Raw genomic sequence first — 14,197 nt, forward strand, 5'->3', positions numbered from 1 at the left:
GACCCGGGATGGAATTGCCGCGCTAGGCTGCGTCGCGTTGGGGTGTCGGGAATGTCGTTCCGAACCGAGTAGATTGCGCTGTCTCTGAGGGTGCGAACCGCGACGGCACCCACCATCGGCGACAATCAAGTACAGCTCCAGGAGACATACAGATAACAGCGCTCGGGGCCCAGGTGCTCAGGCGCCGCGGCTGGCCTGTTCGACCGACAGCTCATGCGCCAACAACTCGGCGAAGGTGAAAGTTCCTGTGGGCCGGTCGTTCTTGCCCAACAGATACAGTCGCTTGACCGCGGCCAGGATGCCCTCAGCGATGGCGTCGCGGGTCTGGGTGGACAACAGCAGGCCCCGGTCGTGGGGATTGGTGATGTAGCCGATGTCGACCTGCACGGTGGGCATCCGGGTCAGCCGCAGCAGATCCCAGGTCCGGCCGTGGGACCGGCAGTCGCGTAACCCGGTGCGGGCCACCACTTCCCGCTGAATGAAGTCGGCGAGGTTGCGGCCGATGGTTGACACAGAGCCGTGGGAATTCCCGAAGTGGAACGAGGCTACGCCGTTGGCGGCAGGGGAGCGCTGGCTCTCACACCGCAGGCTGATCATCAGGTCGGCACCGACCCTGTTGGCGGTGGCGGCACGCTCGGGATCCATGGGGCTGCGGTTGGCCGGCCGTGAGATGAACGTCTCCATGCCGATCGCGGTCATCCGGCCTTCCAGCCGACTTGCCAAGTCCCACAGGATGTCTGCTTCGCTGATCGGGCCGTCGGGACCGTTCATGATCATCCCGTGATCGGCTCCGCCGCGGCCCGGATCGATGATGACGTGCTTACCCGAGAGCTGCGGGCCGGAGCGGCGGACCAGCTCCTCCTCCCGGATGGCGTGGGGTGACCCACCGGTCACCCGTGAACCCAGGAAATACAACGAGCGCAACGTTTCCGGGCCGCAGATCCCGTCGGGATACAGCCCGTACTCGCGCTGGTAGGAGGACAACGCGTTGTGGGTCTGCAGGCCGAAATGACCGTCCACCATGCCGGTATAGAAACCGAGGTCCTGCAGGCGGGCCTGCAGGGTGGCCACGTCGTCGCCGTACATGGGCGCACCGAACTGGTGGGTCAGCGTGCGGGCGCCGAGCCGGTAGGAGGCCTCGCGCAGCGCGCGATACGTGGCCTCCCCGACGATTCCGTCGACCAACAAGCCGCGGTGCTGCTGAAATGCCCGGACGGCACGGTCCAGCTCGTCATCGAAGGCGTCGAGCGCAACGTGTCTACCGGTGCTCAGGTCCGCGTCAGGGTTGTCGATCAGACCTAACGCGGCCAACGCTGCCCGGATCTCGGTGACTGCTCCGCCACGGTCACCGCGACGCAGACTCGACATTCGGCCCCTCCATGCTGGTCTCCGGCCGTCTGCCGGACTAGCTAGCCAGCATTGTCTCAGATTTCGGCCACATACCGGAAAACGCCAGGCGTATCCGGGGTGTGAGTGAGGTCAGAGTGCGTCGGCGAGTTCCCGCAGCAGCGCGGCCTTGCCCTTGGCACCGACGATGCGCTTGACCGGCGCGCCGTCCTTGAAAAGGATCATCGTCGGGATCGACACCACCTGGAAGTCGCGGGCGGTGGCCGGGTTGGCGTCCACATCGATCTTGGCGACCCGCAATTCGCCGGCCTTCTCGCCGGCGATCTCCTCGAGCACCGGGGCCACCATCTTGCAGGGCCCGCACCAAGTGGCCCAGAAATCCACCAGCACCGGTGTGCTGCTGGACAGGACGTCGTCGGAGAACGAATCGTCGGTGACCGTTACTGTTGCGCTGTCCGCACTCATGGGAGCTCTCCTGTCAGGTCTAAATCTATTGGGGGTCAGTCGTTCTCGGCGAGCCAGCGCTCGGAGTCGATAGCCGCCGAACATCCGCTGCCCGCGGCGGTGATGGCCTGGCGGTAGGTGTGGTCGACGAGATCGCCTGCGGCGAACACACCGTCGAGCGTGGTCGCGGTGGTACGGCCGATGACCTTCACGTAGCCCTCGTCGTCCAGATCGATCTGACCGCGCACGAGTTCCGAGCGGGGATCGTGGCCGATCGCCACGAACACGCCGGTGACCTCGAGCTTGGATTCCTCGCCTGTGACGGTGTCGCGCAGCCGCACACCGGTCACCTTCGGATCGCCTTCGATCTGGCTGATCTCGGTGTTGGTCAGGAACGTGATCTTCTCGTTGGCGCGGGCCCGCTCCAGCATGATCTTGGAGGCGCGGAACTCGTCGCGGCGGTGCACCAGGGTCACCGACCGGGCGAACCTGGTGAGGAACGTCGCTTCCTCCATCGCCGAGTCACCGCCGCCGACCACGATGATGTCCTGATCGCGGAAGAAGAAGCCGTCGCAGGTGGCGCAGGTGCTCACACCCATGCCGAGCAGCGCCTCCTCGCCGGGGACGCCCAGGTGGCGGGCGGCGGCACCCATCGCCAGGATCACCGACCGGGCCTGGTGGGTTTCGTCGCCGACGGTGACCGATTTCACCGGGCCGGTGAGGTCGACGGCGTCGACGTCCTCCATGCGCAGATCAGCACCGAAGCGCAGGGCCTGCTCCCGCATCTCGTCCATCAGCTCGGGGCCGGTGATGCCTTCGCGGAATCCCGGGTAGTTCTCCACCTCGGTGGTGGTCATCAAGGCACCGCCGAACTGCGTGCCCTCGAACACCAGCGGCTTGAGCTGGGCGCGGGCAGCGTAGATGGCAGCGGTGTAGCCGGCGGGGCCGGAACCGATGATGATGACGTCGTGAACCGTCTCTGAGGTGGACATGTAAGCCTTTCTGCCGTACTCGGCACGGGTTGCAACGTCAGCCTAGGCCGGATGTGTTCCCACCGAGTTCGTAGGACAGACTACGGACGTTTCACCGGGCGTTTGACCACGGTCTGGGCCAGCGATCCGGCATGACCGGCATCGCAGTCGGCGGGGAGCACCACGGCGACGACGGAATCGGGTGTGCCGGGCGTCTTGGGCGGTACCAGCACCAGCACACCGGGCCGGCCGGCCACCTCGAGCGGGCGCGCGCCGAGCACCTGGACCCCGGCCGGGTAGCCCAGCCCGGTCAGGCAGGCGCTGCGGCGCCATGTGTCGCCCAACGGCCCCAGGTCGGGCGGTGCGGACAGCAGGCCGAGGATCTGGGATTCGGACAGTCCGACCTCGCCGCGGGGCGGCGACACGGTGATCTGGCCGAGGCTGGCCATGGTCGACGGTGCCTGACCAACGGGTGCGCGCATCAGCACGGCAGCGCCCACCACGGCGGCCACCGCGGCAGCACCCACACCGGCCACCGCCGCGATCGACTGCCGGCGTTTCGCGGACGGGGTGGGCGGCTTCGGCTCTGCCCGCAGCGCCTCGGACAGCCTGGCGCTCACCTCGGCGGGCACCGGTGGTGCGGATTGTGGATCGGTGGCCAGCTCGCGCAGATCGCGGCGGACCCGGTCCAGGGCGGCCAGGGCCTTCCTGGCCTCGGGTCCGGCCACCGGGTCGGTGCGCACCCGCCGGCGAACCTCGGCGGCGGTGGCGTCGTCGAGCAGGCCGGCCTGCAGGTCGGCCAGCAGCTCGTCAGGAATCGGGCCGTCCGACGGCACTCGGGGCGTGCTGCCGTTCATCGGCTTCAAAATACTGGAGCAGGTGGGCCAGTTTGTGTCTGGCGCGGGCACACCGGCTTTTCACGGTGCCCTCGGCCACCCCGAGCAGCTGCGCCGTCTCGGCCACCGAATAGCCCTGCATGTCGACCGCCACCACCGCGGCGCGCTGTTCCACCGGCAGTTGCATGAGCGCCCGTTCCACCACGATCGCGGTGGCCACCCGGGGCGCCGGATCGCCGGCCGGGTCGCGCAGATGTACCAGGTGGCCGAGCTCCTGCTGGGATGCGGTGGGCTGGTTGCGCGACCGGCGCACCCGGTCCAGGCAGGCGTTGACCACGATCCGGTACAGCCAGCTGCTGACCGCCGAATCGTGGCGGAACGACGCTGCCGTGCGGTGCGCCGACAGCAGGGCCTCCTGCACGGCGTCGTCGGCGTCCTCGTGGTGGTGGCTGGTCAGAAACGCCAGGCGGCGCAACTGGCGGTGGTGCCGGTGGACCAGTTCCTCGAAGGCGTAGCGGTCCCCGGCGACATGGGCGGCCAGCAGTTCGGCATCGGAACGCCCGGCGGTGTCGTGCCACCGCAGCTCCTCCGTGACCGGCTTGCCGGTTCCCCCGAACCTTCCCACACGCTGAACTTAAACGCTGCCGGGCGGCGGCCCGGACACTTGTTTGCCTGACCAGGTATACCCGCTGGTCAAAGCCCTATCCGGGCTGGGGATGACGACTCAGGAGGCCGCTTTGATGGTGATTTCAGAGATGTCGGTGCGGCTCTTGCCGTCCACGGTGCCCAGGGTCGAGATCCACACCAGCACGTATGACGTCGAGGAGGCCTTGTTCACCGAGATGGTGTTGGAGCCGGGCTTCAGTGGCGTCGAGGGGGTCAGTTCGGTGGTGTCCGACAACGACGACGGGGTGGCCGACTGGGACGACCGGATCTGTACCGAGGTGCCGGTGCTGGTCACGTTGAGGGTGACCGAGCCGACGACGGTGGGTTGCGGCAATTGCAGCATCAGACCGACACCGTTCTTGAACCCGGGGAACGGGGCGGGGTCCGAGTAGGTGTCGGTGGACCACGCCGTGCCGGTGTTGCCGTCGATGGCCTGCCCGGCCGTGGCCGGGGAATCGGCCTCGCCTTCGGGTGAGAACACCGTGGCGCGAACAGGTTTCACCGTGCTGCCGGTCGCGGCAGACGAATTGTCCTGGGTCTCTTCGGTGTTCCCCGACGGTGAGTTCAGGCCGAGTTCGTCACGGTTGAGGCCGCCGCCGACGTCGCCGAAGATGCTGTTGAGGACCGAGGCCATCACCACCAGCGCGACCAGGATGATGGCGGCGCCAACGCTGATGCCGATGATCAGACCCTTGCGGCGCCGGGCTTCGGCGGCCTCGTGTTCCTCAGGGGTCTCGTGCACCCGGGCCGGGGCGGCGGCCGGAGCCGGAGTCTCTTCGACCGACCCCAGCAGCTCGGTCCGGTCGGCGATCGCGGTGGCCTGCTGCAGGAGGTTCAAAAGCGTTGGAGCACTCCGGATTCCACCGCCAGGCTGGACGGCGCGAGCGGCCGCCGCCGAGATCTGGAACGGGATGTCACGGTCGATGGCGCGTGGTTCGACCGGTTGCCCGGCCTGGTCGAGCGCGGCAGCCTCCAGCCCGCTGCGCGCCCCGGTCTCCGGCAGCGGCCAGCGGTTGACCAGCAGTGCGTACAGCGCGGCACCGATGCCCCGGATGTCGTCGTCGGGGGTGGCGTCGGGCATGGTGGCCGGGAAGGCCAGTGCCACATCGCCTTCGATGCTGACCCGCACCCGGCTGGGGTGATCGATCGACAGGGCGACACCGGCGCGGTGGGCGGCCTCGGCGGCCGCGGCCAGAGACTGGATGGCCCGGGCCCCACCGATCGGGGACGGGGAGGTGTCGGCCACCTCGGCCAGCGAGCCGCCGCGGATCCACTCCGAGACGATCAGGCCGCCCGAACCGCTGTGAGCCACATCGAGCACCCGGGCGATGCCGGGAACGTCGAGGCGGCTGAGCTTGAGGGTGCGCGACAGGATCTCCTGCACCTGCGCGTCGGACATGGTGGCGTCCGGGTCGACGAAGGTCAGTGCCACCTGCCGGTCCAGCGCGGTATCCAGTGCCTGCCAGAACTGCAGGTGCGGCGGACCGCCGTGGAACACCAGGAGCCGGTAGCGGCCCTCGGCGATCGTCGCGCCCGGGATCAGGTGCACATCGTCCTCGGCCGATTCCAGTGCGGCGTCGTGCGGCGGGGCGAACGAGATCGGCTCACGCGTCGGGTCGCCGCCGTAGTCGTTGAGCGGACGCGTGGCGCCGTTCGACCGGCTCGTGGCGTCACCGGACCCGGTGCCCTCGGCAGATGCGGCGGCTGCCGGAGCGGCCGGTGCGACGTCCGGCTGGAACTCGTCGGCAGCCGGACGGGGCAACTTCGTCGTCTCGGTTGTCATCCCGGTATTCGAGGTGGAGTCCAATGCCGGGCCGTCCGCAGATTCGTCGGTCACCGGTGATCCTTTCCACATCCCCGCTCCGGCAACACCTGCCGGAGTCCCGCCTCCGGCGGCTGCCGGGCTTGACGGCCACCCAGTGGGAGAAGAATTCCTCTGATCAGGGTACGTGACGGGCGCGGGCGGATGCGGCCCGACGGGCGGCGCAATTGTTTGCGCGGCTACCTTTCCGGCCTCCGGCAGGGGTGTGACACTCCCGCGCCCGAGCCGGCGGCGGACCAGGGCCAGCGCTGACTGCGCCTCGGGCACCCGGGCCGCGAGCATCACGCCGGCGATGATCGGCACCATGATCACGCCGAGCGCGATCAGGCGCAGCAGCGAACCCCCGGCACCGGCATGCTCGGTCAGTGAGTCCAGCCCCAGCAGCCGGTCGGCGGCGTGGGCCACCAGGCTCGCGATCAGCGACGCGGCGATGGTCACCAGGATCGTGCGGATCACCGCGTCGCGCAGCAGCCGTCCGCCGCGCGGACGCAGGTTGGCCTTCAGCAGGAAGTACCCGACCACCGCGCCGGCCACGAAGCCGAGGCCGTTGGCCAGGCCCAGGTAGCCCGCCACCATGTTGGGGTTGTCGGTCAGATGGGGAGCGGCGATCGAGGCGACGATCTTGACCGTCGTGATCACCACGATGATCACGATCGGCGTCCACGGCCGCTCCCGCGCGTAGAACACCCGCAGCTGCAGCAGCACCAGCGCGTAGGGGATCAGCGTGAAGGCCGACAGGGTGATCGCCAAACCGAGATAGCCGGCGTCGGTGGAGCTGAAGTTGCCGTAGGCGAACAGCGCGCTGCCGATCGCGGGCCCGCCGACGGTCATCATCGCCACGATCGGGATGAGCGTCACCATGGTCAGCCGGGTGGCCAGGGACAGGTCGTCGAGCACCGCGGGGATGTCGTCGGCGGCCGCGTTGCGGCTCAGCCGGGGCATCACCACCGTGAGCACCGTGACGCCGATCATGCCGAACGGCAGCATCAGCACCAGCCACGTGTAGTTGTAGATGGCCGGGCCCGAGGCGGCCGCGGTGCTGGCGATCTGGTTACCGATGATCAGGCCGATCTGGCTGATCAGGACGTAGAGCACCATGGCGGCGGCCATGGTGCCGAACTGCTTGAGCCGGTCATCGATACCCCACAGCGGGCGCAGACTGACCCGCTCGGCGCGGATCGCGGCGAACAACACCGCGGCTTGGGCGACCACGCCCAGCGTGGTGCCGATGCCGAGCACCAGCAGCTTGGCCGTGCCCATCTCGACCGGATCGCTCGACAACTCGCCGGGCACCAGGACGAAGACACCGAGGGTCACGATCGCGACGACGTTGTTGACCACCGGCGCCCAGGCCGGCGGGCCGAACACGTTGCGGGTGTTGAGGATCGCCATGAACACCGAGGACAACCCGTAGAACAGCACCTGCGGCAGCAGCAGGTAGGCGAACGCGGTGGTCAGCGGGTTGTTCACCTGGGGATCGCTGCCGAGCATGAGGCGCACCAGCAGTGGCGCGCACAGCACCGACAACACGGTGGTGACCAGCAGCAGCGTGGTGGCCAGGGTGACGAGCCGGCGGACGAAGTCGGTGCCGCCGTCGGCGTCGTCGCGTTCGGCCCGCGCCAGCACCGGCACGAAGATCGCGGTGAAGGTGGCTTCGAGCACCAGCGCGGCGACCATGTTGGGCAGCTGGTTGGCCACCGAGAACGCGCTCGTCAGCGGCCCGCCGAGCAGCGCCATCAGCAGTACGAACCGCAGGAACCCGGTGATGCGTGAGATCAGCGTGGCGAATGCCATGCCCCACGACCGGGACACCACCGCGGCGTCCGACAGCTCAGGGCGCCCCGCCGGCCGGGCCGGGCCTGTGGCATGTGGAATCCGCGGCGGGCCTGGCGGTCGGGTCGGATGCTGGACGGGCGGACGGGCCGGGCTGTGGTCGGGCGAGGTCATCGGTGCCGGTCCGGACTGGTGTCGGCCGGCGGGGAGGCCGGTGTCGAGGTGGCCTGGGCGGGGTCGTCGGTGATGTCGTTGTTGAACGCCATGGCGACGTCGAGTGGGTCGGGGTGTTCTCCCGGCGGGATGAGGTCGGCCCGGTCGGGCTGGCCGCGGAACCGGTGCCACAAGCGGCGCCCGGCGAGCGCCACGAGCACCGCGCCGGCCGACAGCGTGATGAAGAACAGCACCTTGCCGTAGGCGTTGGAGTGCACCGACAACCGCACGGGCTCACCGAGGGTGAGGCCCTCGGTGGTCTGCAAGCTGACGTCGACGGCCACGCGCTGGGTGAAGTGCACCTCGATCGGCACCCGCAGCGGCAGGTAACCGGGCGGCAGCTCGATCTCGCCCATGTCGGTGACGGTCATGCCGGGGGGTGCGTCGACGTGCAGCCGGACGCGTACCGGCACGGGCAGGTCGTTGCGCAGGGCCAGCGGCAGCGGGCTGCGCTCGGTGGCCAGGGTGTACGCCCCGCCGGGGTTGACGATCGTCACCGCACCGAACATGTCGTTGACGCTGCGGCTGACGGCCTGCAGCCGCTGTTCGGCCAGCCCCTCGCGAGCCTCGGGCGGCACGGACTGGCTGAGTGCGCGCAGCATGTCCTCCCGCAGCGGCGCGGTGTACTGCATGCCGGTCAGGCCGGTGCGCTCGTCGGTGGTCAGCGCGGCGGTCAGGCCCCACAACCGGCTGACCACCGCGGCGATGCCGCCGTTGATGCTGTCGTCGATGTTGCCGCGCGGGCTGCCGAGGGAATCCGGCGGCGGGGGCGCCACGGGTTCGGCTGCCACGGCGTTGCTCTCGGCGATCACTGCGGGCAGCGGGCGCGGCACGGCCAGCCCGGCGTGGATTGTGGTGGCCACCGACGTCAGGATGGCCTGCGCGTCGTCGGCATCCAGCGACCACACCAGCGGTGGCATCAGGATCTGGGTGCGGGGCACCTCGGTCGGGGTGAGCCCGCGCCACAGCAGCGCCCCCAGCGCGTCCTGGCGCCGCGCGACCTGCGAGTCGTGGCGCACCGGGATCTCCAGCGACGGGTCCAGGTAGGACGGTGCCACGGGGTCGGTGCCCGCACCGGCCAGCGCGGCGCCGACGGCCGGGTCGAACGCGGCGGCCACCACCTCGGGCCGGTACCGCAGCGGCGTGACATCGGCGGTCTCGGGGGCGCCGGTGGCCGAATCCTGGGCGGTGACGTGGGCGGCCGAGATGCTGACGGTCTGGCCTTGGGCGGCCAGCAGGTCCAGGGCCGGGCGGGTGAGCGGACCGTCGCCCAGGATGCTGGCGCCGCGGACCGAGGTGACGCCAAGGATCTGGTCGACGATGTCGCCGGCCCCGTTGGTGGCGATCGCGCTCAGCCCCGGATCGCCGACCCGCTGCAGTGCGGTCAGATCGGCCTGGGCGTAGTTGGTGGGTGCCACGCAGAGCCGCGCGGCCAGGGCCCGCAGGCGGTTCAGCCAGTTGACCGCCGCATCCTGGCCGCTGCCCGGGCGCGTCGGGGTGGCGGGACCGGCGTCGGGTCCGTCGTTGACGACGTAGCCACCGGTCATGGCGTTGACCGTGACGAGCAGGTCGGGGTCGACGGCGAGGCACAAGGTGGCGCGCATCTGGCCGCCGGAGTCGACGGTCGGCCCGGTGGCGAAGTCGGCCGCCGACAGCAGCGTGTCGAGCCGGCCGCCGGGTGCCAGCGAGGCGGCCAGGCTGTCGTCGACGAGCCGCACCGGCGTCGTGCCTCCCGGGGCGCCCGGGGCCAGCCGGGGGCGATCCGCCAGGGGCCAGAGCATTGTCATCCGCACCGGCTGGGAGGTGTCCGGCGGCACCACCGAATTGAGGGTGTCGGCGGCCGACATCGAGCCGGAGTCGTCGTCGGCGGGCCGGTCGGGGGGCACGCCGAGGACGGGCAGCAGGAAGCGGGCGTCATCGAGCTTGGCCGGGGCCCCGTAGTCCGGCGTGCCGTTGACGTTGATCTGCACGGGGTAGACGCCGGGTTCGGTGATGTGCAGCGACCCGGCGCCTTCGGAGCGCAGCGGGTAGGACAGCGTGAACCCGACCGATTGGCCGCGCTGCATCTCCGGTGCCAGGGTGACGAAGTCGGCGACCGGCTCGAACCGGTCACTGTCGCCGGACAGATCGGTGCGCAGCTGGCTCGACGAGGTCACCGCCCGGGCGTGCTCCATGCGGATGTCCACGTCGCGTACCGGTCGATCGCCGACGTTGAGCACGGCCCCGCTGACCGTGAGTACCGATTCACTGGTGGTGGTGACGACGTCGGGGGTGACGCGGTCGATCCGGATCTGGAGGAACGGCAGCGCCCCGGGCTCGCTTGCGCTCGCGCGGGGCAGCAGTACCGGCAGGGCGGCGGTGGACCACACCGAAAAAAACAACCCCACCGCCACAAGCACCACTGTGTGCGCGAGGAGGGAGACTCCTCGGCGCACCGCCGGGGCGGCGGTCACGGTCCCTGTCCGCATCCGTTCGTGCGCCGGCGGGGCTGGGGGTGCGCAGAGTCGTCGCGGCGGTGAGTGCGGGCATGCGAGTGGGTCTGGGGGCGGCGCCGGGGCGCGCTGCGGGGCAGCGGCGGCAAGGCACCCGGACCGTCGGTGTGCAGCTTGTCGATGAGTTCTCCGGCCACCTCGGCGAGCTTGCGCTCGTCGGCGTAGGCCAGCCGGGCCGGCAGATCCCGCAGCGGGACCCAGGCGACTTCGGTCACCTCGACGTCGTCGTCGGACAGCTCGCCGCCCTGGAAGCGCATGAGGTAGTGGTGCACGGTCTTGTGCACCCGGCGCCCTTCGGTGACGAACCAGTAGTCGATGCTGCCGAGCGCGGCCAGGACGTCGCCGCGGATACCGGTTTCTTCGGCGACCTCGCGGATCGCGGTCTGCTCGGCCGTCTCACCGAGTTCGATGTGACCCTTGGGCAGGGACCACAGCATCCGGCCGCGCCGGTCGACGCGGCCGATCAATGCCGCCACCTGGGTGTCCTTCGGGCCGTCGATTCCGTCGATGACCAGGCCTCCGGCCGAGGTCTCGTGGACGGTGCGGAGCCGTTCCGGTGGCCGCCGCGGCCGTGACTTGTGTTGCTTGGACTGGTCGCGCGGGGTGGGGGCGGGATTTGCGGTGCTGACCGGGGCGTCGCCGGTGGCGGTGTCATTGCCTTGATCGCCGGCCGGTGGGCCTGCCGCCCTTTGTGCACGACGACGGCCACGACGCCGACTGCGGCGCCGTCGTGGTTTGGCCTGTTCGCCGTCCGACACCCAAGCGATAGTAGCTGCCACGGGGATGGCCTCCTGCCGCACTCGCCGGTTGTGACCACACTGGGAGCATTAGGCTCATCGAACGTGGCCGACGCTGTTGTTACTGATGCCGAATTGCTGGCGGGCGCACTGGTCTCGCTGAACCAGCGCGCCGACGTGCTGCGCGGGCTCGGCGCGGTGTTCGCTGCTGCAGGCCACGAGCTGTATCTGGTCGGCGGCAGTGTGCGCGACGCGCTGCTGGGCCGGCTGACCGAGCACAGCGATCTCGATTTCACCACCGACGCCCGTCCCGAGCAGATGGTGAAGTTCCTGCGGCCGTGGGCCGACGCCCTGTGGGATACCGGGATCGAGTTCGGCACCGTCGGGATCGGCAAGGGTGAGCACCGCCTCGAGATCACCACGTTCCGCGCCGACAGCTATGACCAGGTGTCGCGGAATCCGACGGTCGAGTTCGGCGACAACCTCGATGACGATCTGGTGCGGCGTGACTTCACCGTGAACGCCATGGCCGTGCGCATCACGGCTGACGGGCCGGCCGAATTCCATGATCCCCTTGGCGGTTTGGCGGCCATCCAGGCCAAGGTGCTCGACACGCCGTCGGCGCCGGAGGTGTCGTTCGGCGACGATCCGCTGCGGATGCTGCGCGCCGCCCGGTTCGTATCGCAGCTCGGGTTCGGCGTGGCGCCGCGGGTTCTGGAGGCGCTGCTGGAGATGGCGCCGCAGCTGGGACGCATCACCGTCGAGCGGGTCGCCGCCGAGCTGGACAAGCTGCTGCTGGGTGCCGACCCGGTGGCCGGTGTCGATCTGATGGTGCAGACCGGGCTCGGTGATGTGGTGCTGCCCGAGGTCGGCGAGATGCGGATGGCGATCGACGAACACCACCAGCACAAGGACGTCTACTGGCATTCGCTGACGGTGCTGCGCCAGGCCATAGAACTCGAGGAGCCCTCGAGTCCTCCGGACCTGGTTTTGCGCTGGGCCGCACTGCTGCACGACATCGGCAAGCCCGCCACCCGTAAGCACGAATCCGACGGCGGGGTGAGCTTCCACCACCACGAGGTGGTCGGCGCGAAGATGGTCCGCAAGCGGATGCGTGCGCTCAAGTACTCCAAGCAGATGATCGAGGACGTGTCGCAGCTGGTGTATCTGCATCTGCGGTTCCACGGCTACGCCGACGACAAGGGCACCGGCAAGTGGACCGACTCGGCGGTGCGCCGCTACGTGACCGATGCGGGTCCGCTGCTGGGCCGGCTGCACAAGCTGGTGCGGGCCGACTGCACCACCCGTAACAAGCGGCGGGCCGCGCGGCTGCAATCCAACTATGACGATCTGGAGAACCGGATCGCCGAGCTGGCGGCCAAGGAGGATCTGCAGCGGGTCCGGCCCGACCTCGACGGCAACGAGATCATGCAGGTCCTCGGCATCCCGGCGGGCCCGCAGGTCGGCGAGGCCTGGCAGTACCTCAAGGAGCTGCGGCTCGACCGCGGGCCGCTGTCCCGCGAGGACGCCATCGACGAATTGCTGAAATGGTGGAACGCCAAGAGCTGATCGTGCGTCTGATCAGTCATGGACTACTGCCTGGGTGACCCGGACGGCACGGCGACCATCTTCAGCGGGGTGCCCGATGTGGATGTGGACGGCGACGGCAGCCCCGACGGCATCGGCCTGGATTTCGACGGGGACGGCCGGATCGACGACGTGATGGCCGATTTCGACGGTGACGGCACCGCCGAGCGCGCGGTGCTCGATGCCGATGACGACGGGCACACCGAGAGTTATTTCTCCGACGACGGTTCGGGCACCTGGGCGGTTCGGGTGGACCGGTCCGGGCAGGTGCGCTGGTTCGGGCTCGACGGCACTGAGCAGGCCGGCGGACCGCTGGTGGATTTCGACGGCGATGGTGCAGTCGACGACCGCCTGCTCGACGCGGACGGTGACGGGCTGGCCGACCGGGTGCTTGCCGGGGAGCTGGCCTACGTCGACACCGACGGGGACGGGAAGTGGAACGTGAAGCTCACCGATGCCGACGGTGACGGTGCCGCGGATGCGGCCACCGAAATACAGCCGCCGCGTTGAGTTTTCGAGGCTCAGCCCCGGCCGGCCCCGGGTGGTCCGGCGAAGGCCTGTGCGATGGTCAGCCACGTGGCGGCATCGTCACCCACCGCGCTCACGTCGAGTTCCGAGGGGGCCCGGCGCTGGGTCACCAGCATGCAGAAGTCCTCGGCCGGCCCCGTCACGCGCTGCTGCGCGTCGGCCGGCCCCCACTCCCACAGCGCGCCGTCGGGCGCGGTCAGCTCGACCCGGAACGGCTCGGCCGGCGGGGTCAGACCGTGCACTGAGAACGCGAAATCCCTTGTGCGCACGCCGATGTGGGCAATCGAGCGCAGGCGCGCGGTGGCGGGCCGGTGCACCCCGAGCGCGTCGGCCACGTCGAGGCCGTGTGCCCAGGTCTCCATCATGCGCGCGGTGGCCATCGACGTCGCGCTCATCGGCGGGCCGAACCAGGGCAGCTTGCGGCCCTCGGCCACGTTCACCAGCTCGGTGTGCAGCTTCGCGCGGGTGGCGCGCCAATCGGCCAGCAGCTGCTCGGGCGGTGTGAGCGCGAGTTCCTCGGCGGCGGCGTCGACGAACCCGGTCGGGTTCTGCATCGCCTCGGCCAGCACGGCATCGAAGCCGGCCTGGTCGGTGATCGCGATGACCGACACCCGGTCGGTCCACAGCAGATGAGCGATCTGATGGGCGATGGTCCAGCCCTCGGCCGGCGTGGGGGTGGCCCAACGCTCGGGCGGCAGGTCGGCCACCAGGGCATCGAGTTCGTCGCTCTCGGCGGACAGGTCGGCCACGATCGGCTCGGCGCTCACCATGGCGGTCAGCC

The 14,197-nt window shown here is 69.8% G+C and carries 11 protein-coding genes; 2 read left to right on the forward strand and 9 right to left on the reverse strand.

The features are described from left to right. Nucleotides 1–177: 177 nt before the first annotated feature. The 8 genes from BN2156_RS20495 to BN2156_RS20530 all read right to left on the reverse strand — a co-directional run bounded on the left by BN2156_RS20495 (nucleotide 178) and on the right by BN2156_RS20530 (nucleotide 11,322). On the reverse strand, nucleotides 178–1,368 hold the full coding sequence (locus BN2156_RS20495) for an N-acetylmuramoyl-L-alanine amidase (protein ID WP_090516778.1): 1,191 nt from the start codon (nucleotides 1,366–1,368) through the stop codon (nucleotides 178–180). Between the two features lie 111 nt (nucleotides 1,369–1,479). After that, nucleotides 1,480–1,812 carry a thioredoxin gene (gene trxA, locus BN2156_RS20500; protein WP_090516779.1) on the reverse strand — a complete coding sequence of 111 codons (333 nt, stop codon included), beginning with the start codon at nucleotides 1,810–1,812 and terminating at the stop codon, nucleotides 1,480–1,482. Between the two features lie 35 nt (nucleotides 1,813–1,847). After that, complete coding sequence (trxB, locus tag BN2156_RS20505; RefSeq protein WP_090516780.1) at nucleotides 1,848–2,783, reverse strand: thioredoxin-disulfide reductase; 936 nt, start codon at nucleotides 2,781–2,783, stop codon at nucleotides 1,848–1,850. 80 nt (nucleotides 2,784–2,863) lie between these two features. Further along, entirely contained in the window at nucleotides 2,864–3,619 is a 756-nt protein-coding gene (locus BN2156_RS20510; RefSeq protein ID WP_090516781.1) for an RsmA family anti-sigma factor, read from the reverse strand. Further along, a complete protein-coding gene (sigM, locus tag BN2156_RS20515) occupies nucleotides 3,573–4,223 on the reverse strand; it encodes an RNA polymerase sigma factor SigM (RefSeq protein WP_407661731.1) in 651 nt (216 codons plus the stop codon). Before sigM ends, BN2156_RS20510 begins: the two co-directional genes overlap by 47 nt. Nucleotides 4,224–4,322: 99 nt before the next feature. Further along, nucleotides 4,323–8,033: a murein biosynthesis integral membrane protein MurJ gene (gene murJ / locus BN2156_RS20520; RefSeq protein WP_090516782.1), complete on the reverse strand. Its 3,711-nt coding sequence runs from the start codon at nucleotides 8,031–8,033 to the stop codon at nucleotides 4,323–4,325. Then, nucleotides 8,030–10,540 carry a DUF6049 family protein gene (locus BN2156_RS20525; protein WP_407661732.1) on the reverse strand — a complete coding sequence of 837 codons (2,511 nt, stop codon included), beginning with the start codon at nucleotides 10,538–10,540 and terminating at the stop codon, nucleotides 8,030–8,032. The genes murJ and BN2156_RS20525 overlap by 4 nt, the downstream gene beginning before the upstream one ends. Next, the gene (locus BN2156_RS20530; RefSeq protein ID WP_090516784.1) at nucleotides 10,522–11,322 is read right to left on the reverse strand and encodes an NUDIX hydrolase; all 801 of its coding nucleotides are present in this window, start codon (nucleotides 11,320–11,322) and stop codon (nucleotides 10,522–10,524) included. The genes BN2156_RS20525 and BN2156_RS20530 overlap by 19 nt, the downstream gene beginning before the upstream one ends. 84 nt (nucleotides 11,323–11,406) lie before the next feature. Here BN2156_RS20530 and BN2156_RS20535 point away from each other — a divergent pair, with 84 nt between their 5' ends. Continuing rightward, complete coding sequence (locus tag BN2156_RS20535; RefSeq protein WP_090516785.1) at nucleotides 11,407–12,870, forward strand: CCA tRNA nucleotidyltransferase; 1,464 nt, start codon at nucleotides 11,407–11,409, stop codon at nucleotides 12,868–12,870. An 18-nt stretch (nucleotides 12,871–12,888) separates the two neighbouring features. Continuing rightward, nucleotides 12,889–13,398, forward strand: a complete 510-nt coding sequence (locus tag BN2156_RS20540; RefSeq protein WP_090516786.1) for a pullulanase — start codon at nucleotides 12,889–12,891, stop codon at nucleotides 13,396–13,398. 11 nt (nucleotides 13,399–13,409) lie between these two features. Here the strand turns inward: BN2156_RS20540 and BN2156_RS20545 are convergent, their stop codons facing one another. Further along, nucleotides 13,410–14,186, reverse strand: coding sequence for a TIGR03084 family metal-binding protein (locus tag BN2156_RS20545; protein ID WP_162490899.1), 777 nt, complete (start codon nucleotides 14,184–14,186; stop codon nucleotides 13,410–13,412). Nucleotides 14,187–14,197 lie beyond the last annotated feature (11 nt).

Source organism: Mycolicibacterium neworleansense (assembly GCF_001245615.1).
Classification (GTDB): domain Bacteria; phylum Actinomycetota; class Actinomycetes; order Mycobacteriales; family Mycobacteriaceae; genus Mycobacterium; species Mycobacterium neworleansense.